This is a genomic window from Colwellia sp. MB3u-45 (genome assembly GCF_014077005.1).
In the GTDB taxonomy this organism is placed as follows: Bacteria; Pseudomonadota; Gammaproteobacteria; order Enterobacterales; family Alteromonadaceae; genus Cognaticolwellia.
In genome coordinates this window covers 54,995-76,302 of sequence record NZ_JACGVC010000035.1, presented here as the reverse complement: position 1 = coordinate 76,302, position 21,308 = coordinate 54,995, and the positions used below count along the sequence as shown (strand labels likewise).

14 protein-coding genes are annotated in these 21,308 nt (G+C 40.2%); 5 read left to right on the top strand and 9 right to left on the bottom strand.

The window, feature by feature from the left end; genetic code table 11:
• The first annotated feature begins 1 nt into the window (after position 1).
• Positions 2 to 514 (top strand): cytochrome c maturation protein CcmE, encoded by a 513-nt coding sequence (gene ccmE, locus H4J41_RS01920; RefSeq protein WP_182136432.1) that lies wholly within the window; start codon positions 2 to 4, stop codon positions 512 to 514.
• A gap of 189 nt (positions 515 to 703) precedes the next feature.
• Here ccmE and H4J41_RS01915 read toward each other — a convergent pair whose 3' ends face one another.
• Complete coding sequence (locus H4J41_RS01915) at positions 704 to 1,312, bottom strand: TetR/AcrR family transcriptional regulator (protein ID WP_182136433.1); 609 nt, start codon at positions 1,310 to 1,312, stop codon at positions 704 to 706.
• A gap of 309 nt (positions 1,313 to 1,621) precedes the next feature.
• On the opposite strand from H4J41_RS01915, the gene H4J41_RS01910 reads away from it, so the two are divergent.
• Together H4J41_RS01910 and H4J41_RS01905 are read left to right on the top strand one after the other, a co-directional pair.
• Positions 1,622 to 2,800: an efflux RND transporter periplasmic adaptor subunit gene (locus H4J41_RS01910; RefSeq protein WP_182136434.1), complete on the top strand. Its 1,179-nt coding sequence runs from the start codon at positions 1,622 to 1,624 to the stop codon at positions 2,798 to 2,800.
• Complete coding sequence (locus H4J41_RS01905; protein ID WP_182136435.1) at positions 2,797 to 5,886, top strand: efflux RND transporter permease subunit; 3,090 nt, start codon at positions 2,797 to 2,799, stop codon at positions 5,884 to 5,886. Before H4J41_RS01910 ends, H4J41_RS01905 begins: the two co-directional genes overlap by 4 nt.
• Positions 5,887 to 6,000: 114 nt before the next feature.
• On the opposite strand, the gene H4J41_RS01900 is transcribed toward H4J41_RS01905, so the two are convergent.
• The 6 genes from H4J41_RS01900 to H4J41_RS01875 form a co-directional block, all read right to left on the bottom strand.
• Positions 6,001 to 6,156: a hypothetical protein gene (locus tag H4J41_RS01900; protein ID WP_182136436.1), complete on the bottom strand. Its 156-nt coding sequence runs from the start codon at positions 6,154 to 6,156 to the stop codon at positions 6,001 to 6,003.
• Positions 6,157 to 6,237: 81 nt separating this feature from the next.
• A complete protein-coding gene (rraB, locus tag H4J41_RS01895; RefSeq protein ID WP_182136437.1) occupies positions 6,238 to 6,588 on the bottom strand; it encodes a ribonuclease E inhibitor RraB in 351 nt (116 codons plus the stop codon).
• Positions 6,588 to 7,361 (bottom strand): 1-acylglycerol-3-phosphate O-acyltransferase, encoded by a 774-nt coding sequence (locus H4J41_RS01890; protein ID WP_182136438.1) that lies wholly within the window; start codon positions 7,359 to 7,361, stop codon positions 6,588 to 6,590. Before H4J41_RS01890 ends, rraB begins: the two co-directional genes overlap by 1 nt.
• A 153-nt stretch (positions 7,362 to 7,514) precedes the next feature.
• A complete protein-coding gene (locus tag H4J41_RS01885) occupies positions 7,515 to 8,270 on the bottom strand; it encodes a VacJ family lipoprotein (protein WP_182136439.1) in 756 nt (251 codons plus the stop codon).
• A complete protein-coding gene (locus tag H4J41_RS01880; RefSeq protein ID WP_182136440.1) occupies positions 8,270 to 9,565 on the bottom strand; it encodes an alpha/beta hydrolase in 1,296 nt (431 codons plus the stop codon). Before H4J41_RS01880 ends, H4J41_RS01885 begins: the two co-directional genes overlap by 1 nt.
• Positions 9,566 to 9,969: 404 nt before the next feature.
• A complete protein-coding gene (locus H4J41_RS01875; RefSeq protein ID WP_182136441.1) occupies positions 9,970 to 11,748 on the bottom strand; it encodes an acyl-CoA dehydrogenase C-terminal domain-containing protein in 1,779 nt (592 codons plus the stop codon).
• A 364-nt stretch (positions 11,749 to 12,112) separates the two neighbouring features.
• On the opposite strand from H4J41_RS01875, the gene H4J41_RS01870 reads away from it, so the two are divergent.
• Positions 12,113 to 13,024 carry a hypothetical protein gene (locus H4J41_RS01870; RefSeq protein WP_182136442.1) on the top strand — a complete coding sequence of 304 codons (912 nt, stop codon included), beginning with the start codon at positions 12,113 to 12,115 and terminating at the stop codon, positions 13,022 to 13,024.
• Positions 13,025 to 13,035: 11 nt separating this feature from the next.
• Here the strand turns inward: H4J41_RS01870 and H4J41_RS17700 are convergent, their stop codons facing one another.
• Together H4J41_RS17700 and H4J41_RS01860 are read right to left on the bottom strand one after the other, a co-directional pair.
• Positions 13,036 to 16,365, bottom strand: coding sequence for a response regulator (locus H4J41_RS17700; RefSeq protein ID WP_182136443.1), 3,330 nt, complete (start codon positions 16,363 to 16,365; stop codon positions 13,036 to 13,038).
• A 171-nt stretch (positions 16,366 to 16,536) separates the two neighbouring features.
• Entirely contained in the window at positions 16,537 to 17,916 is a 1,380-nt protein-coding gene (locus H4J41_RS01860) for a PhoH family protein (RefSeq protein WP_182136444.1), read from the bottom strand.
• Positions 17,917 to 18,377: 461 nt separating this feature from the next.
• Here H4J41_RS01860 and rapA point away from each other — a divergent pair, with 461 nt between their 5' ends.
• Positions 18,378 to 21,290, top strand: coding sequence for an RNA polymerase-associated protein RapA (gene rapA, locus H4J41_RS01855; RefSeq protein WP_182136564.1), 2,913 nt, complete (start codon positions 18,378 to 18,380; stop codon positions 21,288 to 21,290).
• Positions 21,291 to 21,308 lie beyond the last annotated feature (18 nt).

Below are 21,308 nucleotides of genomic sequence, written 5' to 3'. Positions count from 1 at the left end.
TATGAATCCCCGTCGTAAGAAGCGATTAACTATAGTCACGTCAATAATCATCGGCTTAGGCGTTGTTGCCGGGCTTGTTTTGTACGCGTTAAGTCAAAATATTGATTTATTCTATAAGCCTTCTGAAATATATAATGGCAAACAAGATACCGGTCTTAAAGCCATTAACGGCCAACGCTTACGTATTGGTGGTTTAGTGGTGCCAGGCAGTGTGCATCGTAATAGCGAAAGCTTAAAAGTAAGCTTTAAACTCGCTGATATGAGAATGCCGATTAGCTTCTCTGAGACTGATCCAACCGTTACGGTAAGCTATGACGGTATTTTGCCTGACTTGTTTCGTGAAGGACAAGGTATTGTCGCTAATGGTATTTTAGTCAATGGTAATGTCATTGAAGCGAGCGAAGTATTAGCAAAGCATGATGAAAATTATATGCCTAGAGAGCTGCTTGACGATGCGACTGAAAAGCCGGTTAACTCCAGTTATAGCAAGAATCTGTTAGAAACAACTTACTAGCCCAAACAAACGCAGAACGACAAAGAAAGCGAACTCACTCTAGGTTCGCTTTCTTTTTTGATAAACACTATTATTTTCCCCTACTTACTTTCACTACTGGCTTTCCCGACTTACTTTCGCTACTGACTTTGCCAGTACTATTAGCCATGTAAATACCTATACGATAAATTTAACAGTAGTCGTTAAAAACTAAAGCGAATAGCCCTTAGTGAACATGGCAATACTCGATGTTAAATAGCGATTAATTTCTGCTTCAGATAGTTGTTTTTTGGTATTAAATTCCACACGCATCCAACATTCTCCTTTCACCATATTTAAAAACTGTAGTGCCGCAAATTTAGGGGTTGGAATAGCTAATTGTTGCTTGCTGTCGAAATCGGCCATCAGTATTGCCACGTCATTAACAATACGTTCTGGACCTTCTTGATAAAATAGCTCTGACAACTGGGGGTATGATTTTGACTCATAAGCACAAATCTTATGAATGGCCAGTGCTTCCTTTGAGGTCAGCATAGCCAAAAAACGCTTCGCCAAAACAAATAAAATTTCTGCCGGCTCATTGGCGGTATCTAGGCCAATTTCAGTCATATGATATGAATCACACTTTTGCTTTATTGACGCGGCAAACAATTCATCTTTATTACCAAAATGGCTATAGACAGTTTGTTTTGAAACCTCGGCATGTTGGGCAATTTCAGCCATACTAGTTGAGCTATAGCCTTGCTCAGTAAACAGCATAGTCGCAGCATCAAGAATTTGTTTTCTTTTACTTTCACTTTTACTTCGAATATTTGCCATACACCCCTATCACCCATATTAACTTTATACGTTAACTTTATGCATTTACTTTATGCATTTACTTTATACTTAGCTCACGACTCAGTAATAAAAATTACATAAAACGCCTACAGTTCGATTCACTATTATAACAGTTTCATTAAACTTGTGATCTTGTTATGCGCAGGCCATCTCAAGATATTGGTTTCAGTGGCCATTAAAAACTATTGCGATATCACATAACATACCTCAAATTAGACTAGACAGTCTAGTTTGACTAAACTAGACTATTCGGTCTAGTTTATATGTTATAGGTTTAAGGTGCATTCCGTGTTTATAGATCAGCGTACTACAAGGTTTTTTCGCGTTTATGGCTTAGTTTTTTCCTTCGCCTTACTCAGTGCTTGCTCTGAGCCTACTCAAGAACCTAGTCAAAAAACTAAGCCAACAACGACACAAGCAAACAAACAAAGTGCTAATTACCACCAAAGCGCCGACATTCGCACCATATCACCCAGTATGTCTTACAACATTGAACGCGCCTATATTGGCAAAGTGGTCAGTAAACAGCTCACGTCATTAAGTTTTGAATATGCCGGTAAGGTTACTAAAGTTTATGTTGATAGTGGAGACCTTGTTAGTAAAGGCCAATTATTGGCAGAATTTGATACTGAACTCCTCACCATTCAACGCCAAGCAATAGTGGCCACCATTGAGCAATTTCGTGCACGGGCCGAACTCAATCGTCTAAATTTATCTCGTATCAATAATTTAAGGACTAAAGGTTACAGTTCTAAACAAGCAGTAGATGAGCTAGAAGCTGAAAAAAAAATCATCAATGCTGATATTTCCCGTCAACAAGCAAATATAGCCAGTATAGAATATCAAATATCACACGCGAAACTCCATGCCCCTTTCGCGGCAGTGATCAGTAGCCGTACCGTCGCTGAAGGAGAAAACTTCAGCCCCAATCAAGACGCATTTAACCTGATCCAACAGGCTGCTCACGAAGTATCTGTTGGCGTACCTGTTAAAGTAGCAAGCCAATTAGTGGTAGGGCAAACGCTCTCTGTTACCTTAAATAAACAAACGCTCTCCGGACAAATATTAGCTATTGGTAAACAGGTGCATCAGGTTAGCCGCACCATTGAACTGCGCCTTGGCCTTAAGCAAACATTAACTTTTTATAATGGCCAGTTAGCACAAGTCAATATTGAACAAGGTGTTGAACAAGCCGGTTTCTGGCTACCTTTGTCGGCTTTAACTGACGGTATTCGTGGCCAATGGAATGTTTATCAGGTCACGGCAACCGCCCATGATTTATTGACCATATCAGCGACTACGGTTGAGGTAAAATACGCCACACTAGATGCCGCCTATATTACGGGTTTACCTTTAGTGACACACGAAGTCATTGCTAGTGGTGTGCATCGCTATGTGCCAAGACAAATAGTGAAACGGGCCAGCGAAGCTATCAAGCAAGTGGCTAGCACAGGGCAAATTTTATGATACGTTCATTTGTCAAAAATGGTCGTTTAATGTCCTTGATGATCACGCTTTTATTGGTGGCGGGTTTAGGGGCGTTAAGCAATTTACCCCGTACCGAAGATCCAAGGATAACTAATAGAATCGCTAGCGTTATTACACAATTACCGGGTGCTAGTGCTGAGCGAGTTGAAGTACTGATCAGCGAGAAAATAGAACAAAGCCTTAGAAAACTACCAGAAATAAACCTACTCACGTCAAATTCTCGTGCGGGTATTTCAATTGTCCAAGTGCAATTACAAGATGAAATCACCGATCCCAAGCCAATATGGTCACGGGTTAGAGATTTACTGAACGATCTCAGCCCAAGTTTGCCAAACGGCACACTAACGCCGGTACTAGAAGACGACAGAGGTTATGCTTACACGCAAATAATTGCCCTAAATTGGCAAGGTAGCGATACACCCAACATTGCTATTTTAGGTCGCTATGCTAATGAATTACAAAATCAGCTAAAACTGGTTTATGGTACAGATTTAGTCACTATATTCGGCCAAGGCTCAGAGGAAGTACTGGTCGAGGTAGACCCCGTTATTAGCAGCCAATTAAACCTTTCAATCAATGATATTTCAGAAAAAATTCTTAATGCTGATGCTAAAGTATCGGCAGGAAAGCTCACCAACGCATTCAATCAGATGCAAATAGAGTTGGTTGGTGCATTACACAATACCAACCGCATTAGTACCATCTCGATAAAAGCTGATGATAATGGCAACTTAGTGCGCTTAGGAGACATTGCTGATATTCGAAAAACAGTCAATTACCCGCCAACCGAAATAGCCATGGTCAACAATCAACAAGCGGTAGTTGTTGCTACCCGCATGTTGCCAAACTTGCGTATCGACCAATGGAGTGCATCGGTGCAAAAAGCGTTAACCTCATTTACACAAACGCTACCTAATAATGTCACTTTGGAGGTGATATTCGATCAAAGCAGCTATACCGAAGCGCGTTTAAGCGACTTAGTCGGTAATATCGCACTAGGATTTGCCATTATTGCCGCAGTATTACTGATTACCTTAGGCTGGCAAGCCGCTTTGATTGTCACCTTATCGCTGCCATTAACCGTGTTATTTACCTTATCCGTGATGAATTTTTATGGCCTCCCTATACACCAGATGTCGGTGACGGGTTTAGTGGTTGCTTTGGGTATTATGGTGGACAATGCCATTGTGATGGCTGATACCGTAAAAACCAATATCGAAAAGGGCCAACGTAGGCTTGACGCGATAGCCAATGCAGTCAATCACTTATGGTTACCTTTGCTGGGTTCAACATTAACCACCATTTTAGCCTTTATGCCGATTGTGCTTATGCCAGGGCCTGCCGGTGAGTTTGTTGGCGGTATTGCGCTTAGTGTTATATTTTCTTTAGTCGGCTCTTATATTATATCTCACACTATTGTTGCTGGCTTATCAGGTCGTTTTATTAGCCGACACAGGCATAAAAATTCGACTCGTTGGTATCAAAGTGGGATTAGTTTACCGGCGTTAAATCGTGGTTTTGTGCGCTTGCTTAACTGGTCACTACTACATAGAAAACTGGTGATCACCTTGGTAGTTTGTTTGCCTTTATTAGGTTTTATTGCCGCTAAACAGCTGCAAGAGCAATTTTTCCCCTCCTCAGATCGTGACATGTTTCAGGTTGAACTTTTTTTACCCGCACAAAGCAGCATAATCAATACTGAGCGGGTTAGTAAAGTACTTACCAACTACCTTGAAGCGCTCGATGGCATTGAATCGGTGCGCTGGTTTATCGGTAAAAATGCGCCTTCTTTTTACTATAATTTAATGCCAACCAAAGATGGTGCGCAGTATTATGGCCAAGGTATGGTAACCGCAACAAATTTTGCGGCAGCGAATCGTTTAATTCCCCAAATTCAACAAACACTTGATGATATGTTGCCTGAAGCGCAAATATTAGTCAGAAAACTTGAACAAGGCCCGCCCTTTAACGCACCGGTAGAATTGCGTATTTTTGGCCCAAATCTTGACCGTTTAAAAACAATTGGTGATGATATTCGCGCTTTTATGTCAGCAACCCAAGACATTACCCATAGCCGTTCAACACTACAACCTGGCACGCCAAAAGTTTGGGTTAATATTGACGAAGCAAAAGCTAACTTAGCTGGCTTGTCGTTAGTACAGGTCGCCAAGCAACTTAATACCACACTGTCAGGTCAAACCAACGGCTCGGTTATTGAGGCAACAGAATCAATTCCTGTCAGGGTTAGAATTGGTAACGAACAACGAGATGACTTAGCGGCATTAGCCAACATTAACATTATTAATCCCAGCTCAAAGCAGGCCATTGCCTTAACTGCCATCGCAGATTTAGAGATTAAACCCAGTCGCGGCGCCATTCCGCATCGCAATGGCGTACGAGTGAATGTTATTGAGGGCTATATTCGCGCAGACGTTTTACCGTCTATCGTACTTAACCGAATTAAAGAAAGTATGGCTAAGGCTGACTACCAATTACCTAATGGTTATCAAATAGAATTCGGCGGTGAATCGGCAGAGCGCAATAAAGCGGTGGGTAAACTCATGGCCAGTGTTGGCTTGATATTAACCCTGCTACTTACAGTTGTGGTGCTGTCGTTTAATTCTTTTAGACTCAGTGCGATTATATTTTTATCGGCATTTCAATCCATTGGCTTAGGCTTACTGAGCGTTTATATTTTTGATTATCCCTTTGGCTTTACCGTCATCATTGCTTTATTAGGGTTAATGGGGCTGGCTATTAATGCGGCTATTGTGATCATAGCTGAATTAAAAATGGATGAGCAAGCGATACAAGGTGACCGTGCAGCTATTATTCGCTGCGTACAAAGTTGCGCACGTCATATTAGTTCAACTACCATAACTACTGTTGGTGGCTTTCTGCCGTTAATTCTTGCAGGTGGTGGCTTCTGGCCACCTTTTGCTGTCGCGGTTGCCGGTGGTACAGTGTTAACCACACTGTTATCCTTTATCTTTGTCCCGGCAGCGTTTTCACTATTAAGTCAACGTAATGCCTTTGAATTAACAAAACAGCCAGTATTAGCTTAATGCGCTTTGATAAAATTCACTTTAAAAAATGGCTAGCGTTATCGTTAATAAAGCCTTATTGGCCATAAATATCAGTGATAAAAAAACGCAAAGTGTGACACTTTGCGTTTTTTATTAATCAGGATTAAAGCCGTTTTTAATATTCTCTATGCGCTCTTGATGCCGATGATGCGCCTTGCGTGTGGCAACTACAAACACAGCAACAATCGCTACAATTGCAATTAATAGCGCTAAAATTTCAGGTCGTAATAACGTATTTAACCATTCCATTGGATAACCTTTTTATCGTGAGTTACTTATTTCTACTTGTAGCTCGTTCCTTGCTGATCCTTCCTGCTGATCGATATTGGCTTATTCTTCGAAGTAGGTACCCCAGCCATCATAATCTACGTTACATTTTTTTGCTAATTCGAACATCGTTTTTGTTTCATCAAAAATAATATCAAAATCTAAAGCTTGTTCGGTCACAATATCGAAAGCAAAGACTTTATCTCCGTTTTCTAATTCGGCCTCTTCTGGCTCTTCAATTTCAAAGCCGCTTTTAAATGCTGTAATCGCCGCTTTTTCTAGAATATCAAAGTCTCCACTAGAAAAATGATGTTCAATTGTATGGTGAACTTCTTCATTTGTGCCATCTTCAACTAGTGTAGCGATCAATTGCTCGGTATGTTCTTGCCATTGTTGCAATGCTTCATCAATCATTATTTTATCTCACTTGTTTGCTTATCTGGCGAATTTTGGTCATCTACTTGTGGTAGCTGACGGTCTGTTTCAATATTCAATTGTTCAATTTTCGCTAGCATGTCACTGCGGGTTTTATTGGTTATGTTGCGAATTTTATCTTTATCTTCGCTAGATAAATATACCGGTGGTAAAAATTCGATAATCATTTTACCGTTATCCCAACGATTTAAGTCTATGGTTTTATGAGTGTTACTTGCACAAACAGGAATGATAGGTACATTAGCTTTTGCCGCCGTGCGAAATGCGCCTGATTTAAAAGGTAATAAACCACGGCCATAACTGCGTGTGCCTTCTGGAAATAACCAAACAGACAGCTTTTTTTCACGAATTTTTCTAGCGGTAGTATCGATAGTATTCATGGCTTTATTTTTATTTTTTCTATCAATTAAAATATTACCCGTTAGCCAATACATTTGACCAAAAAAGGGGATCCATTTTAAACTTTTTTTGCCAACACTAACCGTTGCGGGTTGAACAGCATTACTGACGGTGAAAATATCATAGCTATTTTGATGATTACAAATATAGACAACAGGGCCCATATTTTTTGTCGACTCTGGTATTCTAACCTCAACCTCTAAACCTAAAATTTTTGCAACTTTGCCAAGATAATTAGCTGTATGATGAACATTGTCGCGATGAAATGGCCTAATCAAACAGAATAAAATTGAACAAATACAGATGATAACTAAAGAAAAAGTCATCAATATGACACGAATAACTGCTAACAAAAGACATTCCTATAAAATTTACCAGGCGTGATTATACCTGTAATTAATAAAATAGCTAAACCTACCATTAATTGTTATCGCTAAGCTACATTAAGATACCTAACACTGGGCAGATTCAGCTGACTTTGGTCACTGCAGTTTATGTAAACTGGGTTAACGAGCCACTTGAATTTCACGATACTTCTTATAAAGTAATTTAAAGTAGTCATATTCAAATGCTGAACCCGAGCCGTAGTAGCGAAAAGGTAATCTGGCTCTCGCATCAATACTGTTCAGTAATGAAAGATAAAGTTCCTCTTCAGATTTCATCCCCAGCTCATCCATCACTTGTTGATCTGCTAAACCATCAAAAACAAGACCGGTGGCATCACGCAGTGACGAGGGGCCCAATAGAGGTAAAACGAGATATGGTCCGGCCTTAACGCCCCAAAACCCTAGTGTTTGACCAAAGTCTTCATCTTGCGCGGCTAAACCCATAGGTGTTGCAACGTCGATTAACCCTGCTAAACCTAAGCTGGTATTAACAGCAAAACGACCTAATGTTTCGCCCGCCACTGATAATTTAAACTGCAATAACGAATTGATAAACGTTGATATTTCAGCCATATTATTGAAAAAATTACTCAGCCCAGTTTCAACAACATCAGGGGTGATTTTCTTATAGCCCGTCACTATGGGTAATAAAACGTATTCATCGGCTTTAGCATTAAAATAATACATACGACGATTAAACCCCTCCCAAGGGTCGGAATAAGCACTCATCACACCAAGTTCTGCCAGATTATCTGGTATCGCAATGATCGGTGTTATGGCCGTACTCTCTAATTTTGGCTGTGAGGAGCAGGCTAACAATAAAAAACACAGGGTGATAACGAATAACTTAGAACACTTATTGGCAAGCATTGACATTAATTTAGCCCTCCTTGGAACGTGGTCTGTAGGTGCTCAACAAAACTTAATCTATCAATGTTGCCAAGGTGTCCACCACGAGGGAAAATTTTCGCCCTATCGGTAAAAATGCTCTGCAAATACTCCACCTCGCCCGCCTGTAAAATAATATCGTCTTGATTGGTGACCAAATAAATTTTATCAGATGCGGTTAAATAATCTTCAATGGCATGTAAGCTGTAACGTTCGATCAAATCGGCTTTGGTGATACTGGCATCTTCACGCTGGGCTCTGGGTAACATGGCACGGTCAAAATAATCAACAAAGGTGATTTCACTGGCGCGTTGTAGTGAATGAGTTAAAGTCTCAAGTTTGCTTATCCTGTGGTTTTTATAGGTGATTGCACCCGTGTTAAAACTAACATCGATGGCAAATATCATATCTGATGACGATATTCTAAACGAGGCACCAATTAACAGTTTTAACTCGGCTTCAGTTAAGGCAACATTTTTAAATAAACTAAATATTGAGCCTTGATCAAATTTTGAAGACCGTTGTGCTGAGTAAACAATGGAAAAACGGGAGAAAATATCATCAAACATAGCAACCGCCGCTTGTCGATTATCACGTAGATCAAAGTATTTATCTAAAATACTAACTGAGTTATATAAACTAACCGGTGGATTAATCAGAAGCACTTTTTCAAAGTTAAACGCTTGTTTTTCTTCATCAAGTAGCGCTAAAAATGCTGAATGCGCTCCACCTAAGCTGTAACCGGTAAGAGAAAATGACAATGCCTCTACTGCGTCTTGAGCTTGAACTTGTGCCCAAACTAAATTCATCACCTGATATAAATATTCTGCATCATGCGCTAAATCACCTGGCATGTATTGGGTGTTAGGTGAGTTAACAATAAAATTAGCAAAAGTTGGCGATGACAATGAGATGACATGATAACCCTGCTGAAAAAAACTTTTTTGCAGACTGAGCATTTTCACACTATTGTAGCTCGCTCCAGTACCGGCAATAATAAAAATCAAGGGTGCACTCGCTTCTTGTTTTATTAACGAGTATTTCATTTTTTTGTTAAACCAAAATACCTCAGAAATTTCATCTAACGGCTTAATCGTTATACTTTTATTAATAATGTCTAATGACTCTGGTAGGTCAGCAGCCGCTTCTTGGCAGTAGCCGGTAACGGTGGCTTGATAGGACGAATATGCTAAATCGCATACTGGTTTGCTAACAACAACTTCATCTTTTTTACTGCTACATGCTGCTAGCATTATGATGAGTAAAACACTCAAAATACGCACTGATTTCTCCCTAATCCTGTGTGTTTAAAAATTTGATATCTACCAAACACCTATAACCTACCCATGAACCTAGGCATAAACCTAGCCATGCCAATCCGTTTCTAAGTGCTTACTAATATAATGAATGGGCTATAAAGTCGAGTATTCGCTGTGGAGTGTCTTATAACTTTATCAGTGAACTTTAATGCAGACTGATCAATAGTTAATTAATTCACTCACTAAATGCTACTGAATATCTTACATGATAGATATCCCAAATAGCTATAAAGTCGCTTATTGTCTCACATTACTGATGCGGATTTGAACTACTGATGGTTGATCTAAGCCATTAAAAATTAAAAGCCAATTCAAGGTGATTGAATTGGCTTTTTCATTAGGTATTTAATGGCGATTAAAGCGGGTCTTTAAAAAAGCTCTTCTGCGATATCAAACATCGCACTTTGGCCAGATTTCGCTGAGGCGATCAACGACTGAGTACGGGGTAATAATCGGGCAAAGTAGTAACGAGCGGTACGGACTTTACTTTCATGGAAAGTTTTATCATCGCTAGCAGCCAGTGAAACTTCTGCCATTCTAGCCCAAACATAAGCCATCGCCGTATAACCAAATATGTGTAAATAGTCATTGGCCGCACAACCCAGTTCTTCTGGCGAAGTCTGTGCTGCGGTTAATAAGTATTGCGTTAATTCTTCAAGTTCATTTGTGGCCTTAGCCAAAGGTTGAGTAAACTCTTGCATAGCATCCACTTTATCCGCTTGCATATAGTCACGTACTTCTTCAAGAAAGACGGCCACAAATTTGCCTTTACTACCGGCCACTTTACGGGCTAACAAATCCATCGCTTGAATACCGTTAGTGCCTTCATAAATTTGTGCAATACGGGTATCTCGCACTAACTGCTCTTGTCCCCATTCTCTAACGTAACCATGACCACCGAAAACTTGTTGACCAGCAACGGTATTTTCAAAGCCAAGATCAGTAAAAAACGCTTTAGCAATCGGAGTCATTATAGCAACAAGTTGATCCGCTTTGACTTGCGCTTCACCCGAACCATAAGTCGCAATGTCTAATTGCATAGCCGTATAAGTTGATAAGGCACGTGAACCTTCATTTAACGCCTTCATGTTTAACAACATGCGACGAACATCACCATGTACTAATAACGAATCAGCTTGGGCATCAGGTGACTTAACACCAGATAAAGAACGCCCTTGAATTCTATCTTTGGCATATTCTAAAGCATTTTGATACGAGCGTTCTGCTGCACCTAAACCTTGGATACCTACACCAACTCGCTCAAAGTTCATCATAGTAAACATGCAAGCTAAGCCTTTATTGAGCTCACCAACTAAATAACCTTTAGCACCATCAAAATTCATCACACAAGTAGCTGAAGCATGAATACCCATTTTATGTTCGATAGAACCACAGCTGACATTGTTTTGTTCACCGATGGACTCATCATCATTAACATTGAATTTTGGTACCAAGAATAATGAAATTCCACGAGGTCCAGCGGGCGCATCAGGTAATTTAGCTAACACTAAATGGATAATATTCTCCGTCAGATCATGCTCACCGGCGGTAATAAATATTTTTGTCCCTGACACTAAATAACTGTCATCAGCTTGTGGTACCGCTTTCGTTCTGATCATACCTAGATCAGTGCCGGCATGGGCTTCAGTTAAGCACATGCTTGCACACCAGTCGCCGGCATAAATACGGGTTAAATAGCGATTCTTTAATGCTTCACTACCATGTTTTGCTAACGACAAGCCAGCGCCAGCAGTTAAGCCTGGGTAAAGTGAAAATGAAATATCCGCCGAACATAACATTTCTTCATGAAATGCGGTCAACATTTTAGGCATGCCCATGCCACCAAAGTCAGGGTCTCCGCCTAATGAGGTCCAGCCACCTTCAGCATAAGTTTTAAACGCTTCTTTATAGCCGGGTGCTGTCGTGACTTTACCCGCATCGAAACTAACCCCTACTTCATCGCCATTGCGCGACAATGGTGCTATTTCTTGCTCTGCAATTTTTGCACAACCTTCTAAAATTGCTTCGGCGGTATCTCGGTCAACCCGATCAGCTAATGCCGGTAATGACTGCCACAATTTATCAGCATTAAATACGTCATATAACAAAAAATTCATATCTTTTAAAGGTACTTGATAGTCAGCCATCACATTCTCCAAACAGGTAATTTAAACAATTAATTAAAACACTCGTTTGAATATATAGCAAAGACAGTAAAAGTAAAAGTAAAATGATAAATTCGTCGGTCATTAAAAATCAACCTCATAGCCTTTTCATTGCTTAGAACAACGACTTTATAGCCAGTAACAATGACTAAATACCAAGGATTTTCTTAATAACTGCTTGTTATAATTATTAAATAAACAACAAAATAGTGGCTTATGTTAACCAGCAAAAATGCTCACAAAGTTAGTGAAATTGGTATAAGCTTGAGGCGTTAATATTTAGCGATAAAGGTGAGTGGTGAGATTATTTGGGGCAGTAGTTATTTTAATATTATGCTTTGCGACTATGACGTCGGCAAAGCAGCTTGATTTTAATAAAACAACAACCGATGGGCATGTACAATTTAACTACCAATGGCTAGACCAAGCTCAGCAACCACAAGCGTTAAGTTTTGCTATTGATAAAGTGGCTTTATTTGATCGCTTTAGAAACTTTAAAAGTTATAAAGCCAACCACGCTAGCAAATACGTTGATCAGCAAATGAGAAAACAACTGACACAACACCCTATCACTGATGTAAAAGTGACATTTTTAGGTCGTGGTAATAATTTACAAATGGAACTCAACAGTGAAAATAAAACAGCACTTGACCAAGCGTATCTAAGCATAGCGCAACTTGAACAAGACTTTATGAATGAGCATTTAACCCGTAACTATTATACTCAATTTGTTACTTATGATAACAGCTTAGCCATTAAGCCCGACCATGTTCGCTTCGCACAAGAGTCATTTACTGATCTATCCGTACTAAAAGGCCTTATTTTAGACCGTGTTGGTGAGGAAAGTGTCAGAAAGGTCAGTAATTATGTGCTCGGATTTATCCAAAGTATTCCTTATGCTACGTTAGAGTCGAGGGTCACATCAACCGGCGCGGGGTTTAATCCGCCGCTGCAAATACTGTGGCAAAACCAAGGTGATTGTGACAGTAAAGTAACCCTGACCGCTGCTATTTTTAGAGCGCTAATGCCACGTATAAAAATGCAGTTGGTTTTTATCGATAATCATGCCCTACTCGCGATAAATATCCCAAGCGAAGGCGATGAACTCACCATCACTATCGATGGCCTAGACTACATTTTAGCTGAGCCCACTGGCCCAGCAATGATGCGCATTGGAGAATTATCAGCAAGTGCTGAGTTTGCCATACGCAATGGCCGCTATTATGCCGAAGCTTTTTTTGCCGACCCTAGCACTTAATATCAGCGCAATTACGTTAGTGTTTTGACCAGTTGCGACAAAATACTATCGCGTAATACCTTTAGGCTAATTGGCTTAGCAATATGCAAGTTCATACCCGCCGCTAAGCATTGCTGCTTGTCTTCTTCACGGGCGTGAGCTGTCATAGCGATAATGGGTAAGCGGTTATATTGTGGTTGAGCGCGAATATGCTTAGTGGCGGTTAATCCGTCCATGATGGGCATTTGAATATCCATCAAAACAATATCAATATTTTCCAGTGGTAATTTTTCTAACGCCTCTTGACCATTTTGTGCAACAGTCACTTGCGCCTGCATGGACTGCAATAATTTAACCGCCACCAATTGATTAACCAGATTGTCTTCAACTAACAATACTTTCAATCCAGCTAGGCTGCCTACTTTTGGTTGCACCGCATCAAGCTCATGACGGTTAGTCGTCATTTTATTATCCATTATGGCGCCATGTGATGAGAGCCGACAAAGCTCCTCGGCCAACTTAGCAATAACATTTCGGTATAACGGCATTTCAAGCAACAAGTAATTAATACTATTGCGGTTTAATTGCTCAAGTAGCTCAGCTGAAATAACACTGGCTATTGGCTGACATAACGCCAGTACAGCAACCTCTTGCTTTATTATATCCAATTCACTTTTCAACAAATCTTGCGGATACTTGCTACTATCGATAAGTAATACTTTATCTGCTTTAGCATCAACTGTTTTTAGCGCTGAAAAACTTGAGATGTCTATCACAGATTGCGCAATATCAGTAAAGTTCTGTCGTAATTTTTCGGGTATATTTACCGCTAAATTCAGCACAGTACTGGTCGAAAATTGCGGTCGAAACTTAGTTAAGCAATGTGCAGAGTAACCGGTATCGCAAACCGGCATATTGGGTGCGTCCATAGGTAAAGCTAAGGTAAATTCAGCGCCCTGGCCTAAAACACTGTCAATAGTGATTTTGCCACCCAGTAAATGCGCAATATGTTGGCATATTGATAACCCTAGCCCTGTGCCACCATAAACTCGGGTCATCGACTCATCGGCTTGTTTAAATGCTTCAAATAAGCCCGTTTGTTTTGATTTTTCTATACCTATGCCGGTATCTTTCACGGTAAATAACACGGCGATATTTTTTGCATCGACCGGTTCGGTGGTGGGGCAAGATAATGACACGCTAAGCGCAACTTTGCCGCGCTCAGTAAATTTAATCGCATTATTAAGTAAATTACTCAGCACTTGCACTAAACGCATAGTGTCAGTATGAATATCTAATGGCACTTGGCTATCAATGGCAACACTTAAACTTAGCTCTTTGCCAACGAGTGCCCCAATATTAAGATTAAGTGCTTGCGATACAATACTTTCCAGTCCAGTCAGTTCTTTATGTACAGACATATTTCCTGACTCTACCTTGGCCGAATCAAGCAATTCGTTTACTAAATAAAGCAAAGCATTTGAAGCGGTTTGAGCATTACCTAAATATTGCTCCTGAGCCTTATTTAAACGCGTTTGTTGTAAGAGAAAAAACATCCCTTGCATGGCATTTATTGGCGTACGAATTTCATGACTCATATTCGCCAAAAATTGGCTTTTAATTTGGTTAGCTTCTTCAGCTTGATTTTTCGCGCGCTGCAGGGCTTGGTTAATCTTAAATTGCTCAGTCACATCGCGAATTAAAATAATACTGCCAAGTAATTCATTAAACACCCCATAAAACGGCGCTTGATAAATTTCATAGGTATTATGCTCAGTCGGCACCGTTTGATGATGCGCCACAAATGAATGACCTCGCTGACTTTGACTAATATTCTGCGCCACTTTTTTGCTGATATCAGCCGCAATAAAATCATTAATTTGATCGCCTAAAATATCAACTTCTTTTCGTAAGACCCGTTTTTCAACGGCCTGATTACAGCCAATTAAAGCGCCTTGTTGATCGTTAAATAGAATGTAGTCTGGAATCGCATCCATCACTGAGCGTAACAGTGCATAGTCACGCTGATGTTGCTCACTTTTATGTGATAACGCTTGAGTTTTTTCTTTTACTCTCGAATCTAGCTCAATGTTTTGATCCTTTAAACGCTGCATTAAACTGCGATTTTGGCCAAATAAATCTTCGACAATTTTAAACCAGTGCCGCCACTCGGCAGAAGGTTTTATTTTACCGGGATCACCCGCTGAACAATGTTCAATATGCCTGATGAATTTTTTAGAGGGCCCGATAAATAAGCGATAGGTAACGTAATAAACCACCACTAATAAACTTAAAAAGCCAAAAAAAACACTGATCAGTATCGACAAAAAACGCTGATTAATCGTAGTATAGAAACTTTCTTTGCGATGATACTCCAATAAAATCCAGTCATTAATAACCAACTTCTGCTGCTGAACAACCCAATCACCAATTTCAGCACTTGGCATAATATTGAGTAACGATTGATAACTGAACTGATTTAATTGCGACGGTGCAGTGTCACTAAAAGCGGTTTGTGCATTTAGCGGAAGATTGCTGTTATTTTTATGCAACAAAACATGACTTTGCTTATCAACAATAATATAGCCGTGGTCTACTTCGCTTACCTCAGGCAAATAGTTATATAAGCCCGCCGTATTCATATCAATGAGCACCGCCCCTTTCATCTCATGGTCTAAATACACTCCCATACCTAGCATGGTGTTTAAACCTTTACTCGCCGAGTCAACATAAGGCCGCGCCCAAAGCTTTTCATCCTTGTGCTCTGAGGTTTTTATTTTCAGCATTAACTCATTACTTAAACTTTGATCATTGTATTGCCAGATACTTCTGGGTACCCAAGGATATAAATTAACAAAGCGTTGCATTGAAATGTAATACAGCCAGTTAGCTTCTTTGATTGACTTTTTTGCAGTAACAAATGCCGGCGTTAAAGCATTAGCCATCGTTAGCTCATGCAGCAAGGATTGATTGAAAGTGTCAATACGACCAACGCCGGTAATATTTCCGCTCATCATATGATGATTAGTGCTTAAATTTTGTCGATTTTTATCAAGGTAAAAGTACTGACCTTCTTGTCGCAAAGACGGCGACTGACTGGGTAATTCTGCCGGAAAACGCAAATAATATTCAGCTAAATCACGTATGCCCGCGAGGGTTTCTACCGTACCGGTCAGTTTATTATTAAGCTGCACACTATATTCACTCAGCTTAGCTAATTTATAGTCTCGATAATCTTGGCGGGCGAGATTATAATTATAAAAGAAGATAATAAAAGTCAGCAACATGATGCTGGAAAAAACCACAATGACTGATTTATTGTAGCGTTGAAGAAGTTGCTCTTTTGAATTTTCTACTAACACTAACAAGTCCTAATAATGATATAGAGGCAAGTGCGCTAAAATTTAGCTCATCGGCAAGTTACCTTTAACTTTATGACCTAATATTAAATCAAAGTACTGACTGAGGACAGCACTGAAAAGGTTAACGGTGATATTGTAACAAATGGATAATATCACCGCCGCACTAAATTTTTATAGATTTTCTTCGGCAAATGACGCTAAACGACTACGCACAACACCATTTAAGTTGATGTTACTGCTACCTGGAAAATTTTTAAAACGCTCAACAATGTAGGTCAAACCTGAGGTTACTGCGGTTAAATAGTTACTATCTATTTGCGCTAAGTTACCTGAACACACTATTTTTGTGCCTTCACCACAACGGGTAATAATGGTTTTCAATTGTGAAGCCGTGAGGTTTTGACATTCATCAAGTAGCACCAAAGTATTTTGAATGCTGCGACCGCGCATAAAATTGACTGATTTAAACTGAATGTTCGCTTTATCAATAATATAGTTAAGACTGCCATTCATATTTTCATCTTGTTTGTGCAACACTTCTAACGAGTCGGTGATGGCGGCTAACCAAGGTGCCATTTTTTCTTCTTCCGTACCGGGTAAAAAGCCGATTGACTCTGCGATTTCAGGGGTGCTGCGGGTGACAATAATTTTATCATAGAGCCCGCGCTCAATCACTTGCTCTAGCGCGGTTGCCAAGGCCAGTAAAGTTTTTCCACAGCCGGCTGGGCCGGTAAGAATGACTAAATCAATCATGGGATCAAGCAAGGCATCCATTGCCATACCCTGATAGATATTTTTTGGATGAATGCCCCACGCTTGTTTTGCCATTAAACGCTCACGACTCAAATCGGTTATCGCTAAGTTTTCATCGTCCAACCCGGTAATTTTACCTGCGAAGTGTTCGCCTTCGTCAATCAGGTATTCATTGATATAGCCATTAGGCAGTAAATCACGCTTGATATAGTGCGTGGTATTACGGCCCTCTGTTTCACTTTCACAGTCATGGACCTGTTGCCAGAAATCACCCGGAAATTGATGATAACCTTTGGTTAAAAACTTAATATCATCAATGAGCTGATCCGTGCGGTAATCTTCAACAAAAGCAAGTCCAGCGCCTTTTGCCTTTAAGCGCATGTTAATATCTTTGGTGACTAGCACCACTTTATTATCTGGATGTTTGGCTTGTAAATAAATCGCGCTACTAATAATGCGATTGTCATTTTCATTAAAAGACAATTTCACCTTACTCTCGCCTAAGGCATAATCGTTGAAAATAGATAAACAACCACTGGGGTGTAGGTCATCGTTTTGCGGTAATTTAACGCCTGCTAGTACTTGTTCTGGCGTGGCATTAACTAAGGTATCTTCAAGCGCTCTAATCGCTACTCGCGCATCACGACTGACATCTTTGTGGCGGTCTTTGATAGAATCTAATTCTTCTAGTACCGTCATCGGTACCACCACATCATGTTCTTTAAAAGAGAGGAAAGCGAAGGGTTCGTGTAATAATATATTGGTGTCTAAAACATAAATAATTTTATTTGCTGTCATATGAAAGTCCTTTCCCAAGTTGAAGGCTGCACAGTATTGTTGCTTAAAACTGCTGCTAGAAACCAAAAAATTGATAATTCATCTAACCAAAACAATGTCATTACTTGTTCTTTTTTACCATAGCGTTACCGTCATAAAAAGCCATGATATAAAGCCGTCATAAAAAGCCACTATAAAGATAATCCTAATAAAGCTTATGCTATTTAAGCTTATAACCACTTTGACAGCTTACTTCCCCGCAAGCAAGGGGCTTGTTACGGGTTAAGCGCTAAGTCATATCCATCATTATTGGACTGAAAAGACTCTATTACTAAAAACAAAACTCAATTCTATAAATTTAAAGCAAAAAAAGTCCCCTTTTACGGATTTATTTAATGATCACTTCTATGATTAACGGTACTATAGCGCCCTTTTTTTGGCGTGCATTTTTTGCGCGAGTTATTGAGTTGGAGTTTTTTTCTATGTCATTTTACCCTGGACAACGCTGGATTAGTGATAGTGAGTCAGATCAAGGACTAGGTACGGTTACCGCGGTCGAAGGTCGTTTTGTTACTATCGTGTTTACGGCTACAGGGGATGCAAGACAATACGCCATAGATAATGCCCCTCTAACGCGAGTAATTTTTAATACTGGCGATAGTATTCCGAGCCATGAAGGCTGGTCACTTAATGTCGAATCTTCTCAAGAAGACAAAAACTTACTGACTTATTTTGGTACTCGACAAGACACAGGTGAAGCCTGCTCGTTAAAAGAAATGATGATTGATCATTTCATTAAATTCAATAAACCTCATGACCGCCTACTGAACGGCCAAATTGATCGCCTAGATTGGTTTCGCTTACGCAAAGATTGCTTACAGCATCAATTTAGCCAACAACAATCTGATTTAACCGGCCTTAGCGGTGGCCGTGTGAGCTTGATCCCACACCAATTATATATTGCCGAAGAAGTCGGTAGTCGTTTTGCGCCACGGGTTTTATTAGCCGATGAAGTAGGCTTAGGTAAAACCATCGAAGCGGGTTTAATTATTCATCAACAATTGGTCACAGGGCGCGCTAAACGTGTGCTGATCATAGTACCAGAATCATTGATGCATCAATGGTTGGTTGAAATGTTACGCCGCTTTAATTTGTCGTTTAGTATTTTTGATGAAAGTCGCTGTGAAGAAATCACCGCTAACAGCGAAGAGGAAAATCCCTTTAGTTCTGAACAACTGGTGCTGGTCAATCTTGGTTTTATTACCAAAAACCCACGTTGGTATGAAGCTATTATGGATGAAGAATGGGACTTGATGGTGGTTGATGAGGCGCACCATTTAAACTGGCAGCAAGATAATGTCAGCATTGAGTACCAATGTATTGAACAGTTAGCGCAAACTATTCCTGGGGTTTTATTGTTAACAGCAACACCCGATCAATTAGGCCATGAAGGTCACTTTGCCCGTTTGCGTTTGCTTGATCCTGATCGCTTTTTCGACTATCAAAAATTCACCGAAGAAGAGCTGCATTATACCGAAGTCGCCAATGCGGCCAATACTTTGGTTACCGATGAGCCATTAGCGACTGAACAAATAACCACCTTGACCAACTTATTGCACGAAGCTGACGTTAGCGCACATATCGCAGCGATAAATCATCTGGAAGAAGCCGCTAAAAAAAATGCTCGCCAGCACATTCTTGACCAGCTTTTAGACCGTCATGGCACTGGCCGTATATTATTTCGTAATAGTCGCAACACCATTAAAGGCTTTCCGGGTCGTGAATTACATGCCACGCCACTGGTGATGCCAGAAGCCTATCAAGACTCGATCAATGAACTATTATTGTCGGGCACAACTGAAGATTTAAAGTCGCAAGCACAAGCAAAACTCTTGTTTACGCCCGAAATATTGTTCAGCTTAGATAGCCATGAAGACTGGGTTGATATTGACCCACGTGTTGACTATTTAATTGCGCTATTACAGTCATTGAAAAAAGAAAAAGTGGTGGTGATTTGTGCACATGCGCAAACAGCAATCGACTTGGAAAACGCCTTACGTGTTAAAGAAGGTATGCGTGCAGCAGTATTTCATCAAGGCTTAAGTATTTTTGAACGCGATCGTGCGGCCGCTTATTTTGCTCAAGATGAAGATAGCGCCCAAGTGCTACTGTGTTCTGAAATTGGTAGTGAAGGACGTAACTTCCAATTTGCTCATCATTTAGTGTTATTTGATTTACCGCTTAACCCTGATTTACTTGAACAACGTATCGGGCGTTTAGACCGTATCGGTCAAACAGAAATTATTCGTATCCATGTGCCATACTTTGAAGAGTCAGCGCAGAGCTTACTGTTTAATTGGTATACACAAGCGTTGAACGCTTTTGAACATACCTGCATTACTGGTCACTCGGTGTTTAAAGCTTTTGGTGAAAGCTTATTTGAGCTTGCACTTAGTGCCAACTGGGACTCTAGCGAAGCACAAAACTTGATTGAGCAAAGCCATGAAAAGCATCTGACCATCAAACAAGATTTAGAAACCGGTCGTGATAAACTGCTTGAGTTACATTCTTCTGGCCAAGGTAAAGCGCATGCTTTAGTGAAGAAAATAGCAAAATTAGATCAGCAAATTCATTTGCCACAATTTATGTTTCAGCTGCTAGACGTTTTTGGTATTCAACAAGATGATAAAGCCGATAACGCCATTGCCCTGCAGCCTTCTGAGCATATGTTATGTGCCAACTTTCCGTGCTTACCAGAAGACGGTACCACCATTACCTTTAATCGTGACACCGCCTTAGCGGTTGAAAATTATCAGCTGATCACTTGGGATCATCCTATGGTGCGCGGCGCGATGGAACTGGTACTTTGTGATGAAATTGGTAACGCTAGTATTGGTGTTTTGAAAAATCCCGCACTACCTACCGGCACATTTTTCTTAGAGTGCATATTTACCTTAGCCGCCATCGCACCGAGCAATTTACAACTAGGGCGTTATTTACCCACTACACCTATTCGTATATTAGTCGACAAAAATGGCAATAACCTTGCTGATAAAGTTAGCGAAACCGTATTAGATCAACAATTATCACCGGTTAAAAAGCAAGTGGCATTGCAGTTAGTTAAGGCACTTAGAAGCCAAGTGGCTCCGTTAGTCGCCAAAGCAGAAGACCATGCCGAGCAGCAAGTTGATTCGATTCAACAAAAAGCGCTGAAAGCTATGCACCTAGCTATGGATGAAGAGCATCAACGCTTAACCGCGCTAAAAGCGATCAACCCAAGTGTGCGTCAGCAAGAAATTGACTTTATTCTTATGCAAAAAAAGGCTTTGGCTGAATATATTGAAAAAGCCAAAATTCAATTTGAAGCGGTACGTTTAATTGTGGTCAGCAACTAAGTCAATACAGACTAAAAG